Raw genomic sequence first — 19,579 nt, forward strand, 5'->3', positions numbered from 1 at the left:
CCCGGCCTGAAACACACCCTGAATATCCGCCGGCAACGAGGCTGGCGCAGCAAAGCATCTGCGACGGGTTTCCGGCACCGGCTCGACGCAAAGCACCATCCCCCGCTTCCATTCGCTAACCTTGGTCCGACCGTCTCTTTGCATTCAACCCCGGTGGGGTCGGCTTACGCGCGCGTGCCGCCCTCGGGGATTCGGAAAGAATCCGAACGCCCGAGGGTGATTGCAGATCCGGTCAGACACTTCGGGCGCCTGTCGCGCGGGGGATGGTCCCCCGCCTCCAAAGACAGGAGCCGGAACCCATGTCCTACGCAGATGCCACCGCTTTCGCCGCCAGCCTCGCCACCACGCTGATGGTCGTGATCGTCGTGTTCCAGGCCGGGGACGGCACCCACGGCGCCATGCCCGCCGACGAGTTCGACGGCGACGAAGAGATGGTGAAGCTCGAACTCGATCCCTTCGGCTGAGGCGCGAAAGCGCCTCCGCCCGACGGCCCGGCCCGCGTCAGGCGCAGCCGGGCCTTGTGCCATGCGCAGGCTGCGCATCGCCAGCGGCGGTGCCGAGGCCTCGCCTCGGCTCTGGAAAGGGAGAGTTGGGCCGGGATCGGGGCGAGCCTGGCGGAAGGAGAGGAGAGCGCCGCCGGGCCATATCATCCCGCTCTCCTGGAGGATCATCCAATGACCGATACCGACAAACCAGCCACGCCGGAATTCGACATGGCCGCCAGCGTCGCGCGCTTCTTCGCCGAGCGCGATGAGCGCAACCGTCGCGCTGAAGCGGTCCGTCCCGACAACAAGACGGCGCTGTTCGATGCGCTGGCCGCCGCAGGCATCACTCTCGTGACCGTCACCTTCGACGGTTCTGGCGACAGCGGCCAGATCGAGGACATCACCGCGCAATCGGACGACCGGACCGTGGACCTGCCGCAGGGCGAGATCACCATTGCCACGGTGGCATGGGGAACCGACAAGGTGACCGCAATCTCAATGGGCGTTGAGGCGGCCATCGAACAGCTCGCCTATGACTTCCTCTCGGAAACCCATGGCGGCTGGGAGAACAATGATGGCGCCTATGGCGAGTTCAGCTTCGATGTGGCGGCGCGCACCATCACGCTCGACTACAACGAGCGCTACACCGCCACCGAATTCTACAGTCACGAGTTCTGAGGGGGCGGAAATGGCACATCCCTATCATCATGCGCTCTCGTCGGTGAAGAAATGGGGCGGCACGGTCGAGGATTACTTGCCCATCCATAGCTGGTTCGATGCCAGCAAGGAGATCCTGGCCGATTTTCGTCATCGCGCGCTTCGCCACCATGCCGAGGGCATCTTCATGGCCGAGACCATTTTCGGGGCGACGATCACCCTGTCCACCGGCAGGGTGATCCCGGCCCGATGGGTCGGGGAGCAGCATGTCCGCGAGGATCTGGGCCGTATCCCGTCCTTCGCCGATTGGGCGCGGGCAATCCACCCGGCGCCTTGGATGGGGCGGACGCAGCGGATCGAGGCGGAGGTCGATCCGCATTGCGTCAATGGCCGACTTCAGGAAGAAGTCTGAGCAGTCGCGTCAGCCTCCCCCTTATGAAAGCCTCTTGCCATGCTCAGCCATATCGTCATCTCCGTCCTGCTCTGCACGGCTTCCTGCGAACCGGCGGAAATCCGCGTCTGGGACGGTGACTCGATCCGGCTGGGTATGGGACAGCAGTCCGAAGCTGTTCGGATATTCAACATCGACGCTCCCGAAATGGAGGGCCGCTGCATCCATGAAACCGACCTTGCCCGGCAAGCGAAGATCAGGCTGGCGGAAATCCTGCAAGGTCGGCGGGTCGAAATCCTGCGTCAGGGGACCGACCGCTATGGCCGGACCCTGGCGGCGATACGCGTCGAAGGCCGCGATGTCGGCGATATTCTCGTCGATGAAGGGCTGGCGAGAACCTGGGCCGGGCGGCGTGAGCCCTGGTGCTGATCGCCGGATCGTCCCGCCGAGGTGCGGGACGATCCACCGTCGGGACGGGAGAGTAAGAGTGCGGGCCGGTTGGCCGTGACGGATTGTGAGGCGGGAGAGGGGCTTCCGCCGTCCGTCGCGGAGCATTCCCCATGAGCCTTTCCCACCACACCACTTTCGCCTCGATCGGCGAAATTGTCGCGCGACAGATCCTGCCCCGGCTGCGTCATGCCCAGAAGCTGCCGCTGCGCATCTCCTGCATCGGTATCGCCAGCGATGACGAAAGCGATGACGTCGGCGGCTTCGACCGCACGCTCGTCATCGGCCAGTGCCAATCCCCCGAAGAGGCGCTGATCATCGCCAGCCAGCGCGTTGCGCGCGGTGATTTCCGCGTTGGACAGGGCGATGCGCTGCGCTTTCGCCCCCGCGTCATGGTCATTCAGGACAACGAACTGGGCCTTGTCCTTGCCGGTGAGGTCCGGGCCGGGATCGTGCTCTGGCAGCATCCGGTCGCCTCCGACGCCGAGGCTCGCCGCACCGTCACGGAGGCCAGCCGTCTGCGGGGCATGGCCTTCACGGCATCCGGGCGCGGCGATGCGGTATCGGCTCGTGATCTCCGCCACCGCGCCAGCCTGCTCGAGGCGCGGCTGGTCGATCCCTTCTGGCGCGAGACGACTGCCGATCTGCTGCGGCTGCCACAAGCTGCCTGACCTGTCGCCCCTTTCCATCCACTAGGCCCGGCCCCGCGCCGGGCCTTCTCGTTTCAGGAGCCTGACATGGCCGACTACTTCACCCATTTCTCCTGCCTGCTCGACGTGGGCAGCCCCGAGAACGCCGCCCGCGCGCTTGATCTCTACAACGCGCTGGCGCGCGAAAACGCCGCCGAAGATCCGCCCTCGGACGGCTTCATGCTTTCGATCCAGCCCGAACATGGCGGCACCCAGCTCTGGATGCGCGATGACGGCACCGGCGATCCCGAGCATGTCATCCAGTTCGTCAAACGCTGTGCCGCCGCGTTCGGCCTGACCGGGCTATGGGGGATGCAATACGCCAATACCTGCTCACGTCCGAGAATCGACGGGTTCGGGGGCGGCGCGCATGTCCTCGACCTCGCCACCGGCGAGACGGTGGACTGGATCTACACCGACGGTTGGCTTTCCACCGTTCTGGACAGGGGCGACCCCAATGCCTGACGTCATCGAAACCACGGTCTATCGGCTCGACGAGCTTTCCGAAGCCGCGAAAGACAATGCCCGCGCCTGGTATCGCGAGGGCGGCTTCGACTACGATTGGTACGATGCCGTCTATGAGGATTTCCGGCGGATCGCGGACATCCTCGGCATCCGCATCAAGACCCGCACCGTCCGCCTCATGGGCGGCGGCGTGCGACAAGAGCCTTGCATCTGGTTTACGGGCTTCTGGTCGCAGGGCGATGGCGCCGCGTTCGAAGGCCACTATTCCTATCGCAAAGGCACGGCGGCGGAAATCCGTACCTATGCGCCGAAGGATGTGGAGCTGCACCGCATCGCGGATGCCCTGCACCAGGCGCAACGCCGCAACTTCTACCAGTTGACCGCCGAGGCGACCCATCGGGGGCGATACTATCACGAATACTGCATGGCGATCTCGGTCACCCGCGACAGCCCGACCTGGCAGGACATGACCGCCGATGCCGAGGAGACCGTCATGGAGGCATTGCGCGATCTCGCCCGTTGGCTTTATCGCCAGCTTGAGCGCGAATACGACTACCTGACTTCGGATGAGGCGGTCGATGAGGCCATCGTTGCCAACGAATACAGCTTCACAGTTGATGGAAAGCGCTTCGGCTGAAACCCTTCTGCGCTGCCTCACAGAACCGACAGCAGGTCCGTCCGTGAGAAGTCGTCGCCGACGAAGAGCAACGGGCAGCCGCGTTCGCTGGCGACCTCATAGGCGAAGCAATCCCCGTAGTTGAGTCCGGCGGGATGAACGCCCTTGCCCCAGCGGGCATAGGCTTCGGCGATCCTGCGTGCCGAGGCTTCAGTGACGGAGACCACCTCGAACCCAAGGCCCTCGACCAGGGCGGCGATCTCTTCACCGACATTGCGCCGCCCGGCGACGATCAGCGCCTCGGCCACTGTTCCGGCCGAGATCAGCAGGCCGTCTGCCGCCTCGATCGCCACCATGCAGGTCTCGGCCTGCGGCTCGTCCAGCACGATGGCCATCAGCGCCGAGGTATCGACGGCGATCATGCCGGCATCCCGTCATCCCCGTAGAGGAAATCCTGGCTGCGCGCGGCAGCCGCGCCGGGCAATGCCTTGCCCCGCGCCGTGGCCCGGACCCGCTCCATCAGCGCGCGCCGGCCTTTCGGGGTCGCCACCACGGCAACCGGCACGAGGCGGGCGACCTCGTGGCCCCGCCGCGTCAGGATCACCTCGTCGCCGGCTTCGGCCCGCTTCACCAGTTCGGTGAGCTGCCCCTTCGCCTCGGTGACAGAAACCCTCATCGCATATCACTCCAGATGTTCTCCGCTATTCTGCACAAGATGGTCCAGATAATGGTCCACTTCAAGCCCCCAGAGCGAAAGGACGGCCGGGAACAGGTGCCCCCGGACGGGTTGAGAGAGGGTCGTCCGGCAGGTGCCCCTTTCCCTCTCGGAGACCGATCATGGCTTTGCCCGAACTTGCTTCCCAATCCGCAATCCGCGTCCCCGACGAGCGCCGCATGGACTTCCTGCCGCGCCTTTTTGGCCGGCGCCTGCTCATCATCGGCGAGCATACCGTCTTTCGCTTCATGGAGATACTCAGCCCCGGCGATTACGGCGGCGGGCTCTGGGATTTCTACGAACGCGCCGGCCAGCCGCTCTATCTCGCGCCGACCTCAAAGCCCCGTTGCCGCCTGTTCTGCGAAGGCAACGGCTTCGAGGGCGAGGTCTCAAGCGATGCCGCCGGGATCATCGCCACGCTCTTCGCCTTCTCGCATCTTTCCTTCCGCTACGATGACGACGAACTCGCCGAGGGCTATGGTCGCCTCTACGAGCATGCCGCCGATCACGCGGAGGCGGCGGCGATTTTCCAGGCCATCGACTGAAACCCACAAGCGCCCAGCCTGACGGTCGGGCGCTTGTTTCATGCCTGCTTTCGCCACGGCTTCAGAGCGAGAGATGGGCCGGAAGGGGTTTGAGCCGGTGCGGTCGAGAGAGAGCGCTGCCCGGCTTGATCCTGACTTGCTCTCCCGAGGAATCCCCGATGAACATGATTTCCGCATCCGCGGCGGCATCCGCCACCGCGCCGCTTCCGTTCGACCATGACGCTGAGACCGCGGCCTGCGTTTTCACCGCTGCCGGTCTGCTGCTGCCGCATCTGGAACGCGGTCAGCGTGTCGACGCCGCCACGCTGCGCGGCGCCATGGAGGCCGCCTTCGGCACGTCCGATGCCACCGGCGCTTGGGACTGGAAGACCGCCTATGATGCCTGCGAGGCGGCGACCGTCCTCTTCCTGCGCAAATACGGCAATGCACTTTTCCGCAAAGCCGGGTCTCCGTCGGCAATCCTGCCGCAGCTTACGAAAATTGCCGGGCTCCTGCCGACCCACACCCGGCGTTCCGAGGAAGCGCAGACCTTCCAGCAGTTCTCCACCCCGATCCCTCTCGGCTTCGCTGCGGTGACGGCGGCGGCGATCACGCACGCCGACCGCGTGCTGGAGCCCTCGGCCGGCACCGGGCTCCTCGCCATCCTGGCCGAGATCGCCGGCGGTGCGCTGCTCGTCAACGAACTGGCCGAGGTCCGCGCCGGCCTGCTTTCCTCCCTCTTTCCGGCCCTGTCCGTCACCCGCTTCGACGCCGCCCAGATCGACGATCATCTCGATCCCGGCCTGATCCCGACAGTGGTGCTGATGAACCCGCCGTTCTCGGTCATGGCCCATGTCGAGGGCCGCGTGGCTGATGCCGCCTTCCGCCATGTCGCCTCGACGCTGGCGCGCCTTGCGCCCGGCGGGCGGCTCGTCACCATCACCGGCGCGAGCTTCGCCCCCGACAATCCGGCCTGGACGGCTAACTGGAAACGGCTGCAGGAGCGCGGCCGCGTGGTCTTCTCGGCCGTCATCGATGGATCGGTCTATGCCAAGCACGGCACCACCATCGACACGCGGCTGACCGTCATCGACAAGCTGCCCGCCGAAGACCCGGCGGTGTTCCCGGCAGCGCCCGGTGTGGCGTCGGATGTTGCCACCCTGATGGGCTGGCTGGCGGAGCAGCTTCCGGCCAGGCTTCCCGTCGATCCCGGCCTGGCCGTGCCGGTGGCACGACCGACCGCGCCGCGCACCGTGCGCGGCTATGTCAACCGCGCCGCGCGATCCGCGCCCGACGCGCCCCTTGCGGAACCGGAGGCCGTGCCGGTCGCCTACGAGATCGTGGATTGGGAACCGGCCGAGGGCGGCCGCCTCTCCGACGCGATCTACGAGGAATACGGTCTTCAGACCATCCGCATCGCCGGGGCGCAGGCGCATCCGACCCAGCTCGTGCAGTCGGCCTCGATGGCGAGCATCGCGCCGCCGAAGCCGAGCTATCGTCCGGTGCTGCCCAAAGACATTCTCGGCAGGCTGTCCGAGGCGCAGTTGGAGACGGATCTATGCCGGCGAGGCCCATATGGGATTCCTCGCCGGGGCTTGGACGGTGGACGACACGCTCGACAATCTTGCTGCCACGCCGGAGGACGCCAAGGGCGCCGTCCGCTTCCGCCAAGGGTTCATGGTCGGCGATGGCACCGGCGTCGGCAAGGGCCGGGAATCCGCAGCGATCATCCTCGACAACTGGATGCAGGGGCGGCGCAAGGCGGTCTGGATCTCGAAGTCCGACAAGCTGCTGGAGGATGCGCAGCGCGACTGGTCGGCGCTTGGCATGGAGCGGCTGCTGGTCACGCCGCTGTCGCGATTCCCGCAAGGCGCAAAGATCACCCTGAACGAAGGCATCCTATTTCTAACCTATGCCACGCTGCGCTCCGACGACCGCGGAGAAAGGATTTCCAGGGTCAGGCAGATCGTCGAATGGTTGGGTTCCGACTTCGATGGAGTGGTGATTTTCGACGAGGCGCACGCAATGGCCAATGCCGCAGGAGGCAAGGGAGAACGCGGCGATGTCGCCGCCAGCCAGCAGGGCCGTGCCGGGCTGCGCCTCCAGCACGCCCTGCCGCAGGCCCGCGTGGTCTATGTCTCGGCCACCGGCGCCACCACCGTCCACAATCTCGCCTATGCGCAGCGGCTCGGTCTCTGGGGCGGCGAGGATTTCCCATTCTCGACCAGGGCGGAGTTCGTCGAGGCGATCGAGGCCGGCGGCGTCGCGGCGATGGAGGTGCTGGCGCGCGACCTGCGGGCGCTTGGCCTCTACACCGCCCGCTCGCTGTCCTTCAAAGGCGTGGAATACGAGTTGCTCGACCACGAACTGACCCCTGAACAGGTCCGCATCTACGACAGCTATGCCGATGCCTTCGCCATCATCCATAACAATCTCGATGCGGCGATGCAGGCCGCCAACATCACCGGCGGCGAGGGCGGGTCCGGCACGCTGAACCGGCAGGCCAAGTCCGCCGCCCGCTCGGCCTTTGAGAGCGCCAAGCAGAGGTTCTTCGGGCACCTGTTGACGTCGATGAAAACCCCGACGCTGATCCGGTCCATCACGGCCGATCTGGAAGCGGGACATTCTTCCGTCATCCAGATCGTCTCGACCGGCGAGGCGCTGATGGAACGGCGGCTGGCAGAGATCCCCACCGAGGAATGGGGCGATCTGAAAATGGACCTGTCGCCGCGCGAGTATGTCCTAGACTACCTCGCTCATTCCTTCCCGGTGCAGCTTTATGAGCCGTTCACGGATTCGGAGGGCAACCTGTCGTCGCGCCCGGTCTATCGTGATGGCCAGCTGGTCGAGAGCCGCGAGGCCGCGGCCCGGCGCGACGAGATGATCGCCAACCTCGCCAGCTTGCCGCCGGTTCCCGGCGCGCTCGACCAGATCATCCAGCATTTCGGCACCGACACGGTGGCGGAGGTCACGGGCCGCTCGCGTCGTATCGTCCGCAAGCGCGGCGGCGGCGTTACCATCGACCGGCTCGTCGTGGAAAGTCGCGCCGGTTCGGCCAACCTGGCCGAGACGCAAGCCTTCATGGACGATCAGAAGCGGGTGCTGGTGTTCTCCGATGCCGGCGGCACCGGGCGCAGCTATCACGCCGAACTGTCAGCGAAGAACACCCGGCTGCGCGTCCATTACCTGCTCGAAGCCGGCTGGAAGGCGGACGCCGCCATCCAGGGCCTTGGCCGGACGCATCGCACCAATCAGGCGCAGCCGCCGCTGTTCCGGCCGATCTCGACCAATGTGAAAGCCGAGAAGCGCTTCCTCAGCACGATTGCCCGCCGCCTCGACACTTTGGGCGCGATCACGCGCGGCCAGCGCCAGACCGGCGGCCAGGGCCTGTTCCGGCCCGAGGACAATCTGGAAAGTCCCTACGCCCGCGACGCGCTGCGCCAGCTCTATCTCCTGCTGGTGCGCGGCAAGGTCGAGGGATGTTCGCTCGAACGCTTCGAATCCGCCACCGGGTTGAAACTGATGGACGCGAACGGCATCAAGGACGAGCTGCCCGCCATCACGACTTTCTTGAACCGGCTGCTGGCGCTGACCGTCGAGCTTCAGGGCGTTCTCTTCAGCGCTTTCGAGCAGCTTCTGACCGCGCGGATCGAGGGCGCCATCGCGTCCGGCATCTATGACGCTGGGCTGGAGACGCTGCGCGCCGAGAGCTTCACCGTCACCGACCGTCAGGTGATCTACACCCATCCCCGCACCGGGGCCGAGACCAGCCTGCTGACGATCACCGAACGCAAGCGCAACCGGCCCGTCATGCTCGATGCCGCCCTAGCGGAACTCGACGATCCGCGCGCGAAGCTCCTGATCAACGGGCGCTCAGGCCGCGCGGCGGTGCAAATCCCCACCACCAGCGTCATGCTGGACGATGGCGAGATCGAGCGCCGCGTCAGGCTGATCCGGCCGATGGAAGCACACAATATCCCCATCAGGATGATGGGCGAGACCCATTGGGTCGAGGCCGACCGGGACGCATTCGCTGCGGCCTGGAATGCGGAACTTGCGGAGGTGCCGGAGTTCGCAGACAGCACCCTGCATATGGTGACGGGCTTGCTGCTGCCGATCTGGAAACGGCTGCCGAACGAGTCCACCCGCGTCTATCGCCTCCAGTCTGACGCGGGCGAGCGCATCATCGGCCGCAAGGTCTCCCCGGCCTGGGCCGCGAACGCGACCACGACCGGCATCGCGAAGGTCACGCCGAAGGATGCTTTCGCGGCGCTGATGGAAGGCCGGACGATCCTCGATCTCTCCGAGGGCCTCCAGCTTCGCCGGGTCCGCGTCATGGGGGTGAACCGCATCGAGCTTTCCGGCTTCACCGACACCATGCGCCAGCGTCTCACGGCATACGGCCTCTTCCACGAGATCATCTCCTGGAAGCTGCGCATGTTCGTGCCAGTCGATGCCAGCGGACCCGCCGTGCTGGCCAAGCTCTTCGACCGCTGGCCGGTCGAGCGCATCGGTGAACGGGAGGCAGCCTGATGCCGCGTCACGACGCCTCCGAACTGGCGACCCGTCTCGGCCGAGAGGCCGAGGCGGTCTGCCGCCACTATCTCTCGTCCGGCCACCGCGCCGGGCGATATTGGCTGGTCGGCGATGTGCAGAACACTCCTGGCCGCTCGATGTTCGTGCGCCTGACCGGCCCGGGTTCCGGCAAGGGCGCGGCGGGGAAATGGACCGACATGGCCACCGGGGAGCATGGCGATCTGCTCGACGTCATCCGCGAGGCGCTTGGCCTTGTCGACTTCAAGGAAGTGGCCGAGGAAGCGCGCCGTTTCCTTGCCCTCCCGCATCCTGAACCGGAGAAGACGAGGACGCCGACCGGCAGCACATCCAGCAGCGTGCCCGGTTCGCCTGAAGCGTCGCGCCGCCTCTTCGCCATGGCGCAGCCGATCCACGGCACCCTTGCGGCGATCTACCTCAACGGGCGGGCGATCACCTCCCTCTCGGACACCACCGCGCTGCGCTACCATCCGAGGTGCTACTATAGACCCGACGAGTCTTCACCCACCGAGATCCGGCCGGCACTCGTTGCCGCCGTCACCGATCTTGCGGGCCAGCAGACCGGCGCGCATCGCACCTGGCTCGCCCCGGACGGTTCCGGCAAGGCGGCTGTCGAAACACCGCGGCGGGCGATGGGCGTCCTTCTCGGGCACGCTGTCCGCTTCGGAACCGCCGCTGAGGTTCTCGCCGCCGGCGAGGGCATCGAGACCGTGCTGTCGCCCCGTCAGGTTCTGCCCCGCATGCCGATGCTGGCGGCGCTTTCGGCCGCTCACCTCGCTGCCATCCTGTTCCCGCCGTCGCTGCGCCGGCTCTATGTCGTCAGGGATCGCGACCCGGCCGGGGACGGTGCAAGAGACGGCCTGGCCGCCAGAGCAGAGAGCCTCGGGATCGAGGCGATGTCGCTCACGCCGCTCAACGGCGATTTCAACGATGATCTGCGACGCCACGGCGCCGATGCCCTCCGGGCGCGTCTGAAGGATCAGCTTCATCCTGAAGACGTCCGCCGGTTCATGGAGAGGTGAGGTCGTGATCGGTCCCGGAGGCGCGGCCCAGCGTCATCCTCTGCCGGTTTCAGTCTTTCGCCATCGGCAGGTGCATCCATCGTCGGAGAGTCCCGCGCCCACGGCCTTCGGAGAGGGCGATCGGCGCACAAACGGGCCGGGCAGGCAATGGCCGGGTTTGGACTATTTTCCGCCGGCGGGGACGAACCCCGCCTTTGCATCGCGAAAGTCAAAATAGCCCACCCCCGGCCATCAAGGCCCTCGCGGAGCGGGCGAGGGCTGCCAACCCGTCCCGCCCGTGCGCTTCGACGCCTGCGAAGGCCGCGATGGGCGCGGTCTCCAGACGAAGGACGCTCCCGATGACGAACGAAACCTATTCCGCAGGCGACGAGCCGGTCCACACCTCCTCCCAGACCGATCACACCCTCACCGAACTCCAGCTCTACGGCTGGCGCCCGTTCCAGGACGAACCCGATCCGAGGCCGCTGCCCGAGGGCAACACCGTCGCCGCCGCCGTCACCGACATCTTCGACGCCCTCGTCGCGACGCTCGGCGACACCCGCTTAGAGCCCGACCTCGAAGAGCTGCTCTGGGGGACCGTCAATCTCTTCCACCGCGCCACCGGCCGGGTGGAGCGCGATCTCGACGACAACGAGCAGGCGCAGCGCCGGCTTCAGCGGGAACAGGACGGCAGCGAGGTCAAGTCGGTCGAACTCGAACGCCTCACGGCCGAGGGGCAGACCCTGATCGAACGGCGCGCCAGCATGGAACTCTTCCGCGACCTCGCGGCCGAGGCTTTCGAGCACCACACCGGCAGTGCCTGGCGGCCGCGCAGCGGCTCGATGGTCAACCATCGCAACCTGACCGCCGCGATGATCGACAGCCGCGACTTCCTTGCCGCGAAGCGCCGGGCCGAGACCGAGGTGATGCTGCCCGCCGGCCCGAAGGTTGCCGTGACTGGCGGCGCGGACTTCAACGATCACCGCCTGATCTGGGCGAAGCTCGATCAGGTCCATGCCAAGCACCCCGAGATGGTGCTGCTGCACGGCGGGTCGCCGAAGGGAGCCGAACTGATCGCTTCCCGTTGGGCAGATCACCGCAAGGTGCCCCAGGTCGCCTTCCGGCCCGACTGGACCAAGCACGCCAAGGCGGCGCCGTTCAAGCGAAACGATGCCATGCTGGACGTGCTGCCGGTCGGCGTCCTCGTCTTCCCCGGCACCGGGATTCAGGAGAATCTCGCCGACAAGGCCCGCAAGCTCGGCATCCCGGTCATGAAGTTCGACGGCGGCGCGTAAGCGCCGCCGCCTGGCGGCTTTCGGCCGCCGATACTTGACAAGATGCAAGGCCGCGCCTTTGATGGAACATCCTTGCAGAACCGGCGAAGCAGCATAGTCGCAGGCGGAGCGCATCTCCCGGCAGCCTGTCGTGATCCCCAACCGTTCTCTGGAGGTTTCCATGACGCTGATCCTGCTCGCCATCTCGCTCACCATCGCGGCCTGCGTGATCGCCTGGAATCTCGCGATCTATGCCTTGCCCGTCATGGCAGCCATCACGGCCGCGCAATATGCCTGGGGCGCGGGCGCCGGGGTCGTGATGTCCGGCCTCATGGCCATCGGCGCCGCCGTGCTCTCGATCGCGCTTGTGATCGTGACTCTTGGCTTCGCGAAGAACCCGGCCCTGCGGCTCATTGCGCTCGCTCTCTTCGCCGTGCCCGCCGTCATCGCCGGCTATGCCCTTGTCTATGGCATCACCAAGAACGCCATCGACTCGGGGCTGGTTCTCAACCTGTTCGGCGGCATGGGCGGTCTCGTCATCGGCATCTCGGCCATCGTCAATCTGAACGCCCTCGGCGAGTCGGTGTTCTCGCGCTGAAACGGCAGACGCGATCAGCCACTTCTGAGGAAGGCCGGCAGCTTGCGCCGCCGAGCCCCGGTCGTTTCGCCCAAGACGGAAAAGCAGTTCGTCGCAGCATGTCACCATCGCACCCGGTCTGCTTCTCGCGGCGCTTGAAATGGTCTGCGGTGCGAACCGTGGTCCCGTGCGGTCGATGCCCCGCTGCATCGGTCCACGTCGTTTCGTGGGGCCTTCGCGAACACCTTCCTTGTCCCTTCACGATGCTGAGGGACCGAGCCTTTGGCCGATGAAGCAGGGCGGCGCCATACCGGACCTGAGAACCCGATAGCCTGTCCGATCACATCGCGGATGACATGGCCTTCCGGCGGCGGACACGACGGTGACCGGCAAAGACGGTTGAAGGAGTGCCATGCCGGTGGTCTCGGTTCGCATGGGGGCCTGCCTGGTCGCTGTCGCCAGCAAGGACGATGGTTCTGCTGTGCGTCCCCGATCTGCTTTCGAAAGCACCATCCCTCCGCCTGACTGATCCCCTAAGTCCGTTCGGCTTCCACCAGCAACCCCCGCGGCTCCCAGCCGTGTTGCCGCGCAAACGCGGCTGCCCGCCCCACCTGGGGCCTTGGGGGCAAGCTGCAGCAAGGGCGGCAGTTGCAGGAGTCTTCCGACGGCCTTGGCCGGGTCTCGTCGGAGGGACGGTCCCTCCGAGGAGCAACGGAGACCTACAATGCAGAACATCGTCATCCTCGCCGGCAACATCGGCCAGGCCCCCGAAACCCGCACCACCCAGGGCGGCACCGGCATCACCCACTTCACCCTGGCCACCTCGCGCCCCCGCTATTCGGAAGGCCGCGTCCTGCGCGACGAGAACGGCTATCGGGTCCAGGACACCGAATGGCACCGCATCACCTGCTTCAACGGCCTCGGCAAGACGGTCCAGCAGCATTGCGACAAGGGCATGAAGGTTCTGGTTCGCGGCCGCATCCACTACACGAAATGGACCGATGCCGCCGGGGTCGATCGCTACGGCTGCGAGATCATCGCCGAGACGGTCGATTTCCTGAGCCGGGCGAAGCAGACCCAGAACGACGACGGCAAGTTCATCGACGACGATGACATTCCGTTCTGATCGGGAACCCGAGGCCCGGCGGCGCAAGCCGCCGGGTTTCCCTCCTGCTTCACCGGATCGCGCCCGCCGCTTCTGGCAAGGTCCAGCGACCGAATCAGACGGGCATGGACGGGAGCGTCGTCTCTCTATCCTTGATAATTGCACCTGAATTTCGGCTGGTGCTCACAGCGAGAACGACTATTATAGCCGTAGTTCTGGAGTGCGTGCGTATCCCGGTGGGAGGTGATCATGTATGATCACCGCTCGCCAATCTCGGGCTGCGCGCGCGTTACTGGGATGGACACAGGAGACGCTCGCCGACAAGGCCCAGGTCGCATTGACCGCACTCAAACGCCTCGAATCCCAAAGCGGGCTCGAGGTGTTCGAGTCCACCCGCGACCAGGTGCGCCGCGCTCTCGAAGCGGCCGGGATCGTTTTCTTGTCGACGGATAAGGGCGAGGGCGTGTTGCTGCAACACGATACGGTCAACACCGACAAACGGTGAAACAGCGGCCAGCGTGATGTCAGGTTCTCGTCAAAAGGAATGGCTGTCTTCCGCCGAAGATGGTTAACAAATACGTTACCCAAACGTGAGCGAATGATGGGACGCCCGACACAGACTTTCCTCGACAAGCCACCGTCCAGCCAGACGCTGACGTCCTATGATCGCGAGCATATGAAACTCTACATGCGCCTGCTCGATGCCGAGCGTGATGGCGCCGATTGGCGCGAAGCTGTGCAGGTTCTCTTTGGCCTCGATCCCGAACATGACCCCGAGCATTGCCGGTCCATCCATGACGCTCACCTCGCCCGCGCGCACTGGATGACCGAACACGGCTACCGCGAGCTGGTCCGCGAAAGCCAGCGCAATTCCTGACGCGTGATGCGTGCCGCGCATCACCTGTTGACCATCGCCTGACTTCCTCAATTCAACGCGTGCGGGAATCCTGACCCTTCTCAATTCGTTTGAGTAGACCCGGGAGGCCGCGATGACCCCTGACGCATCGACTTGGCGTTCGTCGGCGCAATACGACCATCTGGATGAACTGACGGCATCCGATCTGGCCTGGGAATGGCTGCGCCGCAATGACGATTATGACGCAGATTTTGAAGCCTCAATTGCCGACCATGGAGACCCCCAACCGCTGACCGAACGGATCCGGCAGCGATGGGGGTTGCGATTTCCCTGTCGATCCGTTGGTCCCGCCACCCGATGCGCCGGTCTTTTGGCTCCCGGCGGAGGACACAAGTGTGGTGGTGCTGACCGGGGTCCCTTCGGAACTTGGCGACAGCGCTGACGTCACTCCGCAGAACTGGCGCATCGACTACGCGGTCGAGAATGCAGGTGCGGAGTTTCACTTTCCGCTCGGCAACGGGCAGAAGCTCCAGATTTTCGACGGTGCCATCAAGGGGGACGCGATCGCGGTCGCCATCGTCCCTCTCAGCCTCGCCGGTTTCGACCGGATCGAGGCCATTCAACGCTTCCTTTCGGCCCTGCATGGTCGCGCGATCCCGCCGGATACGCGCCTGACACGCCAGCAACGCGCACGCCTCCGACGGATGCTGCGGGCCTTCGATGGCCATCGGGCCGGCGTCACGCAGCAGGAGATCGCGCGGGTTCTTCTGAACACCGGCCGGCTTGAGCGGGACGAATGGCAGGCGTCCTCGGCCCGTCATGCCATCAAGGCACTCCTGCGCGACGCCCGTTCCATGGTCGCCGGCGGTTATCGGAAACTCCTTCGTCATCGCCGCCCACGATAACGCGATCCTTTGCCCTGATGGTGGGCGATTTCGATACCCCCCAACTTCGCCCTGCAACTCGCCGCTCTTCCTGCGCCACCGTGGTCATTGCCCGCCGCTGATCCGCAGCGGCCGCTTGCAACCCCACGGAGGCCCGATCATGCCACATGAACCCGTCGTCCTGCCGCCGCGTTTTCTACGGACCAAGGAGGCCGCGACCTTTCTCAGCCTCTCGGCCCGGACCCTCGAAAAGCACCGCACCTACGGAACCGGGCCTGCCTATCGCAAGCTCGGCGGCCGTGTGGTCTATGCCATCGACGATCTCGAGGCCTGGACCGAGCGCGGCGCGGTGACCTCCACCTCCGATCCGCGTGGCTCAGTGCTGCCCGCCAAGCGTCAGTCGCTTCCGTCCGGCCCGCAGGCCGGTCGTTACGCCCGCTGATCGCAGCCGGTTCCCTTCATGACGGTGCGACGCCGATCCCTTTCTGAGCGCGGGCAGCTCGACCTGTTCCGGGCGCTCCCCGGCGACTTCGCGCCACGAGACGCGCAGGATCTCATGGCCTATCCCTTCTTCTCCCTCGCCAAGTCGAAGCGCATCGCGCCCATCGACTTCGCTGCCGGCAGCGTGACCATCCGGGTCGAGGCGGTTCCCGATCATGGCATGGCCACGATCTGGGACGCCGACATCCTGATCTGGGCCGCGAGCCAGATCGTCGAAGCCCGCGATGCCGGGCTTCGCACCTCCCGGCTGATGGCCGCCACGCCCTATGAGATTCTCACCTATGTCGGGCGCGGCACGTCGCTTCGCGACTACCAGCGGCTGAAGGCGGCGCTCGACCGGCTGCAATCGACCACGATTTCCACCTCGATCCGCCAGCCGACCGAAGGCCGCCGTCATCGTTTCTCGTGGATCAACGAATGGCAGGAGCGCACCGACCGCAACGGCCGACCCGACGGCATCGAGATGATCGTGCCGGACTGGTTCTACCAAGCCGTCCTCGACGATGCGCTCGTGCTGACCATCGACCGGACCTATTTCGATCTCACCGGCGGCCTCGACCGCTGGCTCTACCGCCTGGTGCGCAAGCACGGCGGCCGCCAGCGCGATGGCTGGCGGTTCGATTTCCGTCACCTTCACCAGAAATCCGGCAGCCTGTCGCCGTTCAAGCGCTTCGCCTTCGAGCTGCGCGACATCATCCGGCGCCAGCCTCTGCCGGGCTATTCGCTGTTTCTCGAAGCTGAGGTTGGCGGGCGGATGCTGCTGGCCTTCGAGCCGGTCGCGCCCTGTGGAAAACCTGTGGATGGCCTCGTGCTATCAGGAACCCGGACTATCGTGCTATCGGGAACCGGAGGCTCGTGCTATCAGGAACCGAAACCGGGCTTAACACCCGGAACCCATTCAGGAAATCGCGCCCTTAACTTAGAGTCTAACAAAGAGTCTAACTTTGAAGAGCGCGCGCGCGATGTGGAAAACCTCATCCGCGACACCGCCAGAAGCCTTGGTAGAGCCGCTAAGAAGAGGGCATCCGACGCCCCGGCATCGCCTCGACCGGCATCTGATCGAGGCGCAACCGAGGCTCCTGAATCTGCAGAAAGACCCCGCCTGCCTCTCGATCTGCCGGGGGGGTGCAAATGATCATCGCGCTCCTCAACCAGAAGGGCGGTGTCGGCAAGACGACGCTGGCGCTGCATCTTGCCGGTGAACTGGCTCAGGGTGGCAAGCGCGTCACCCTGATCGACGCCGATCCGCAAGGCTCCGCCCTCGACTGGTCGCAACAACGCGCGCGTGAGGGCCTGCCACGCGCCTTCGGCACCGTTGGCCTGGCCCGCGACACGCTGCATCGCGAAGCGCCCGAACTCGCCCGCGATGTCGATCGCATCGTCATCGACGGGCCACCGCGCGTCGCCGGCCTCATGCGCTCCGCGCTGCTCGCCGCCGATCTCGTGCTGATCCCGGTGCAGCCATCGCCGTTCGACGGCTGGGCTTCGGCGGAGATGCTCGCCCTCCTGGCGGAGGCGCGCATCTACCGGCCCCAGCTCGTTGCCCGCTTCGTGCTCAACCGCTGCGGTGCCCGCACCGTCATCGCCCGCGAGACCGCCGAGACGCTGGCGGACCACGATCCTCCCGTGCTCACCAGCGCCATCGGCCAGCGCGTCGTCTTCGCCGACGCCGCGCAGACCGGGCGGCTCGTCCGCGAGATCGGGCGCCGATCACCCGCCGCGCGCGAGATTGCCGCCCTGGCCGCCGAGATCGGCCTGCTGGGGATCGGGAGGGTATCGGCATGACGATCCTTACCGGCGACTGCCGCGAAGAAATGCCCTGGCACGCACCCTACGACATGATCATCGCCGATCCGCCCTATGGCGACACTTCGCTCGCCTGGGATCGGCGCGTCGAGGGCTGGGTCGTGCTGGCGCGCGCCGCCCTCAGGCCGACCGGCTCGCTCTGGGTCTTCGGCTCGCTGCGCAGCTTCATGGCGACCGCCGACCGCTTCACTGACGCCGGCTTGCGGATCGCGCAGGAGATCGTCTGGGAAAAGCAGAACGGCACCGGCTTTCATGCCGACCGCTTCAAGCGGGTGCATGAACTGGCCGTCCAGTTCTATCCCGCCGAGACCGCTTGGCGTGACATCTACAACGACGTCCAGACCACGCCCGACGCGACGGCCCGCACGGTGCGGCGCAAGCAGCGCCCGCCCCATACCGGCCAGATCGACGCCGGCCATTATGTCAGCCATGACGGCGGGCCGCGCCTCATGCGCTCGGTCATCTACCTGCGCAACTGCCACGGCCGCGCCATCCATCCGACCGAAAAGCCGTCGGCGCTCCTGGAGATCCTGATCCGCACGAGCTGCCCCGAAGGCGGCCTGGTCGGCGACTGGTTCGCCGGTTCCGGCGCGGTCGGGGAAGCCTGCCGGCTTTCCGGCCGGCGCTATCTCGGCTGCGAGATCGACCCCGACATGGCCGAGTGCGCGCGGGCGCGCATCGCCACCGTGCTGCCATTCCATGACGGAATTTCGTCATGACGGCGCGCACCGAGAAGCGCAGCTTCGCTACGCGCCCGGCCGATCCCGATAGCTGGATCAAGGCCGGCGACGCGCCGCCAAAGCGCACGGATACCGCCGACGCCTATTCGGCGCGGCTGACCGTGGACATCACGCCGGCGCTGCGCGGCCGCATCAAGATCGCGGCCTTCCAGCGCGGCATCACCGTCGCCGACATGCTGCGCGACCTGCTGGCGCGCGAGTTTCCCGACATAGGGGGAGACCGCCCATGATCGGCATCGACGCCCATGACGGCGATCTGACCCGCGCGGAACTGACCTGGGTGGAAGGCAAGACCGAATACTGGATCAGATTCGGCCATGCGACTGGTGAGCAGATCCTCGATCGCAACCGGCGTGTTGTATTCTTCCATCCCGGCACGGTGTTTGCGTTCGTCCGCTGGGCGGCGAACGACCACGGCACGATCATTTCGCGCCTCGACATCCTGCGCGCGGTTGCGCCGGGCCAGTCCTATCAGACGCTGCCCTTCGTCCGTCCAGGCGGCGAAATCCTGCTGAAGATCGAAGGCTGGCCGAAGGTCGAGGCTGTCCTTCGCCATGTCGACGGGATCGAGGCCATAGGTGTCGATCCGGCCCAAGTCGATCCCGATCATTGGCGGCACGTCTCCCACTGGATAAACGCAGGCGAAGCGCCGCGTCCCTACACCGCGGAGCGTCATCAGGCATGGCTCTGGCGGCGGGAGATCGCCCCATGACGCGCTTTCGCTATGTCATGGTGACGACGGTTGCCACGCTCGGGATCGCCTTTGCCGGATTCGTTCCGACTGCGCCAAGGCTGGTCTGGAACGCATCGGCCAGCGTGCCGATCGGGTTCTATACTGTCGCACCCGACGACCGGATCGCGGTGCCCGATCTGGTCGCCGTCATCCCACCCGAACCCTTCGCCTCGTTTATGGTCGAGCGCGGCTACGTCGCACGCGACGTGCCGCTTCTGAAGCACGTTCTCGGCCTGCCCGGACAGCGCCTGTGCCGCGATGGCCGCGCCATTATCGTCGACGGCGTTCCGCTCGGCGAGGCGCGCGACCACGACAGCTTCGGCCGAGACCTGCCGGTCTGGCAGGGCTGTCGCGTCATCGCCGAGGGCGAAGTGTTCCTGATGAACCCGGACGTCGGCGACAGCCTCGACGGCCGCTATTTCGGCCCGTTCCCCGCCTCGGCGGTGATCGGCCACGCGATCCCGCTTTTCACCGACGAAGACGGCGAGGGCCGCTTTGTCTGGCGCGCGCCGATGCGGTGACAGCGCGTCCAGAGCGGGGCCGTTGAGCCGTCCCGCGT

The 19,579-nt window shown here is 66.1% G+C and carries 25 protein-coding genes and 1 pseudogene; 24 read left to right on the top strand and 2 right to left on the bottom strand.

Annotated features, from left to right (window positions below):
* The first annotated feature begins 299 nt into the window (after positions 1–299).
* The 7 genes from ACX82Z_RS04180 (at position 300) to ACX82Z_RS04210 (ending at position 3,771) form a co-directional block, all read left to right on the top strand.
* Complete coding sequence (locus tag ACX82Z_RS04180) at positions 300–464, top strand: hypothetical protein (protein ID WP_166507195.1); 165 nt, start codon at positions 300–302, stop codon at positions 462–464.
* Between the two features lie 210 nt (positions 465–674).
* A complete protein-coding gene (locus ACX82Z_RS04185; RefSeq protein WP_012092608.1) occupies positions 675–1,163 on the top strand; it encodes a DUF6878 family protein in 489 nt (162 codons plus the stop codon).
* 10 nt (positions 1,164–1,173) lie between these two features.
* Positions 1,174–1,554, top strand: a complete 381-nt coding sequence (locus ACX82Z_RS04190; RefSeq protein ID WP_012092609.1) for a DUF6915 family protein — start codon at positions 1,174–1,176, stop codon at positions 1,552–1,554.
* Between the two features lie 39 nt (positions 1,555–1,593).
* Positions 1,594–1,962 carry a thermonuclease family protein gene (locus tag ACX82Z_RS04195; RefSeq protein ID WP_012092610.1) on the top strand — a complete coding sequence of 123 codons (369 nt, stop codon included), beginning with the start codon at positions 1,594–1,596 and terminating at the stop codon, positions 1,960–1,962.
* Between the two features lie 131 nt (positions 1,963–2,093).
* Positions 2,094–2,651 carry a hypothetical protein gene (locus ACX82Z_RS04200; RefSeq protein ID WP_039194755.1) on the top strand — a complete coding sequence of 186 codons (558 nt, stop codon included), beginning with the start codon at positions 2,094–2,096 and terminating at the stop codon, positions 2,649–2,651.
* A gap of 66 nt (positions 2,652–2,717) precedes the next feature.
* Entirely contained in the window at positions 2,718–3,134 is a 417-nt protein-coding gene (locus tag ACX82Z_RS04205) for a hypothetical protein (RefSeq protein WP_186398808.1), read from the top strand.
* The gene (locus tag ACX82Z_RS04210; RefSeq protein ID WP_039194756.1) at positions 3,127–3,771 is read left to right on the top strand and encodes an antitoxin; all 645 of its coding nucleotides are present in this window, start codon (positions 3,127–3,129) and stop codon (positions 3,769–3,771) included. Before ACX82Z_RS04205 ends, ACX82Z_RS04210 begins: the two co-directional genes overlap by 8 nt.
* A 17-nt stretch (positions 3,772–3,788) precedes the next feature.
* Here the strand turns inward: ACX82Z_RS04210 and ACX82Z_RS04215 are convergent, their stop codons facing one another.
* Together ACX82Z_RS04215 and ACX82Z_RS04220 are read right to left on the bottom strand one after the other, a co-directional pair.
* Positions 3,789–4,172 (bottom strand): type II toxin-antitoxin system VapC family toxin, encoded by a 384-nt coding sequence (locus tag ACX82Z_RS04215; RefSeq protein WP_012092614.1) that lies wholly within the window; start codon positions 4,170–4,172, stop codon positions 3,789–3,791.
* Entirely contained in the window at positions 4,169–4,426 is a 258-nt protein-coding gene (locus tag ACX82Z_RS04220) for a type II toxin-antitoxin system Phd/YefM family antitoxin (protein WP_028034381.1), read from the bottom strand. The genes ACX82Z_RS04215 and ACX82Z_RS04220 overlap by 4 nt, the downstream gene beginning before the upstream one ends.
* Before the next feature lie 161 nt (positions 4,427–4,587).
* Here ACX82Z_RS04220 and ACX82Z_RS04225 point away from each other — a divergent pair, with 161 nt between their 5' ends.
* The 17 genes and pseudogenes from ACX82Z_RS04225 to ACX82Z_RS04305 all read left to right on the top strand — a co-directional run bounded on the left by ACX82Z_RS04225 (position 4,588) and on the right by ACX82Z_RS04305 (position 19,541).
* On the top strand, positions 4,588–5,010 hold the full coding sequence (locus ACX82Z_RS04225; RefSeq protein ID WP_012092616.1) for an antirestriction protein: 423 nt from the start codon (positions 4,588–4,590) through the stop codon (positions 5,008–5,010).
* Between the two features lie 158 nt (positions 5,011–5,168).
* Positions 5,169–9,522 (top strand): annotated as a pseudogene (locus tag ACX82Z_RS04230) (strawberry notch-like NTP hydrolase domain-containing protein).
* Positions 9,522–10,565, top strand: a complete 1,044-nt coding sequence (locus ACX82Z_RS04235; RefSeq protein WP_039194763.1) for a DUF7146 domain-containing protein — start codon at positions 9,522–9,524, stop codon at positions 10,563–10,565. Before ACX82Z_RS04230 ends, ACX82Z_RS04235 begins: the two are co-directional and overlap by 1 nt.
* A gap of 338 nt (positions 10,566–10,903) precedes the next feature.
* Positions 10,904–11,839, top strand: coding sequence for a DUF2493 domain-containing protein (locus ACX82Z_RS04240; RefSeq protein WP_012092619.1), 936 nt, complete (start codon positions 10,904–10,906; stop codon positions 11,837–11,839).
* Between the two features lie 160 nt (positions 11,840–11,999).
* On the top strand, positions 12,000–12,416 hold the full coding sequence (locus ACX82Z_RS04245) for a hypothetical protein (RefSeq protein WP_039194765.1): 417 nt from the start codon (positions 12,000–12,002) through the stop codon (positions 12,414–12,416).
* Between the two features lie 703 nt (positions 12,417–13,119).
* The gene (locus ACX82Z_RS04250) at positions 13,120–13,521 is read left to right on the top strand and encodes a single-stranded DNA-binding protein (RefSeq protein WP_012092621.1); all 402 of its coding nucleotides are present in this window, start codon (positions 13,120–13,122) and stop codon (positions 13,519–13,521) included.
* Positions 13,522–13,753: 232 nt separating this feature from the next.
* Positions 13,754–14,005: a helix-turn-helix domain-containing protein gene (locus ACX82Z_RS04255; RefSeq protein WP_012092622.1), complete on the top strand. Its 252-nt coding sequence runs from the start codon at positions 13,754–13,756 to the stop codon at positions 14,003–14,005.
* Positions 14,006–14,101: 96 nt separating this feature from the next.
* A complete protein-coding gene (locus ACX82Z_RS04260) occupies positions 14,102–14,377 on the top strand; it encodes a DNA -binding domain-containing protein (protein WP_039194909.1) in 276 nt (91 codons plus the stop codon).
* A gap of 112 nt (positions 14,378–14,489) precedes the next feature.
* Positions 14,490–14,798: a transcriptional regulator domain-containing protein gene (locus tag ACX82Z_RS04265; RefSeq protein ID WP_073469400.1), complete on the top strand. Its 309-nt coding sequence runs from the start codon at positions 14,490–14,492 to the stop codon at positions 14,796–14,798.
* Positions 14,752–15,261, top strand: coding sequence for a DUF2285 domain-containing protein (locus ACX82Z_RS04270; protein WP_197057540.1), 510 nt, complete (start codon positions 14,752–14,754; stop codon positions 15,259–15,261). The genes ACX82Z_RS04265 and ACX82Z_RS04270 overlap by 47 nt, the downstream gene beginning before the upstream one ends.
* Before the next feature lie 139 nt (positions 15,262–15,400).
* A complete protein-coding gene (locus ACX82Z_RS04275) occupies positions 15,401–15,682 on the top strand; it encodes a helix-turn-helix transcriptional regulator (protein WP_039194768.1) in 282 nt (93 codons plus the stop codon).
* A gap of 18 nt (positions 15,683–15,700) precedes the next feature.
* Positions 15,701–16,876, top strand: a complete 1,176-nt coding sequence (locus ACX82Z_RS04280) for a replication initiator protein A (RefSeq protein WP_039194769.1) — start codon at positions 15,701–15,703, stop codon at positions 16,874–16,876.
* Positions 16,873–17,526 carry a ParA family partition ATPase gene (gene parA, locus ACX82Z_RS04285; RefSeq protein WP_012092628.1) on the top strand — a complete coding sequence of 218 codons (654 nt, stop codon included), beginning with the start codon at positions 16,873–16,875 and terminating at the stop codon, positions 17,524–17,526. Before ACX82Z_RS04280 ends, parA begins: the two co-directional genes overlap by 4 nt.
* On the top strand, positions 17,523–18,266 hold the full coding sequence (locus ACX82Z_RS04290) for a DNA-methyltransferase (RefSeq protein WP_039194770.1): 744 nt from the start codon (positions 17,523–17,525) through the stop codon (positions 18,264–18,266). Before parA ends, ACX82Z_RS04290 begins: the two co-directional genes overlap by 4 nt.
* The gene (locus ACX82Z_RS04295; RefSeq protein WP_039194771.1) at positions 18,263–18,517 is read left to right on the top strand and encodes a hypothetical protein; all 255 of its coding nucleotides are present in this window, start codon (positions 18,263–18,265) and stop codon (positions 18,515–18,517) included. The genes ACX82Z_RS04290 and ACX82Z_RS04295 overlap by 4 nt, the downstream gene beginning before the upstream one ends.
* Entirely contained in the window at positions 18,514–18,999 is a 486-nt protein-coding gene (locus ACX82Z_RS04300; RefSeq protein WP_012092631.1) for a DUF2840 domain-containing protein, read from the top strand. Before ACX82Z_RS04295 ends, ACX82Z_RS04300 begins: the two co-directional genes overlap by 4 nt.
* Positions 18,996–19,541 (top strand): S26 family signal peptidase, encoded by a 546-nt coding sequence (locus tag ACX82Z_RS04305; protein WP_012092632.1) that lies wholly within the window; start codon positions 18,996–18,998, stop codon positions 19,539–19,541. The genes ACX82Z_RS04300 and ACX82Z_RS04305 overlap by 4 nt, the downstream gene beginning before the upstream one ends.
* Positions 19,542–19,579: the final 38 nt, after the last annotated feature.

This window comes from Aliihoeflea sp. PC F10.4 (assembly GCF_054612275.1).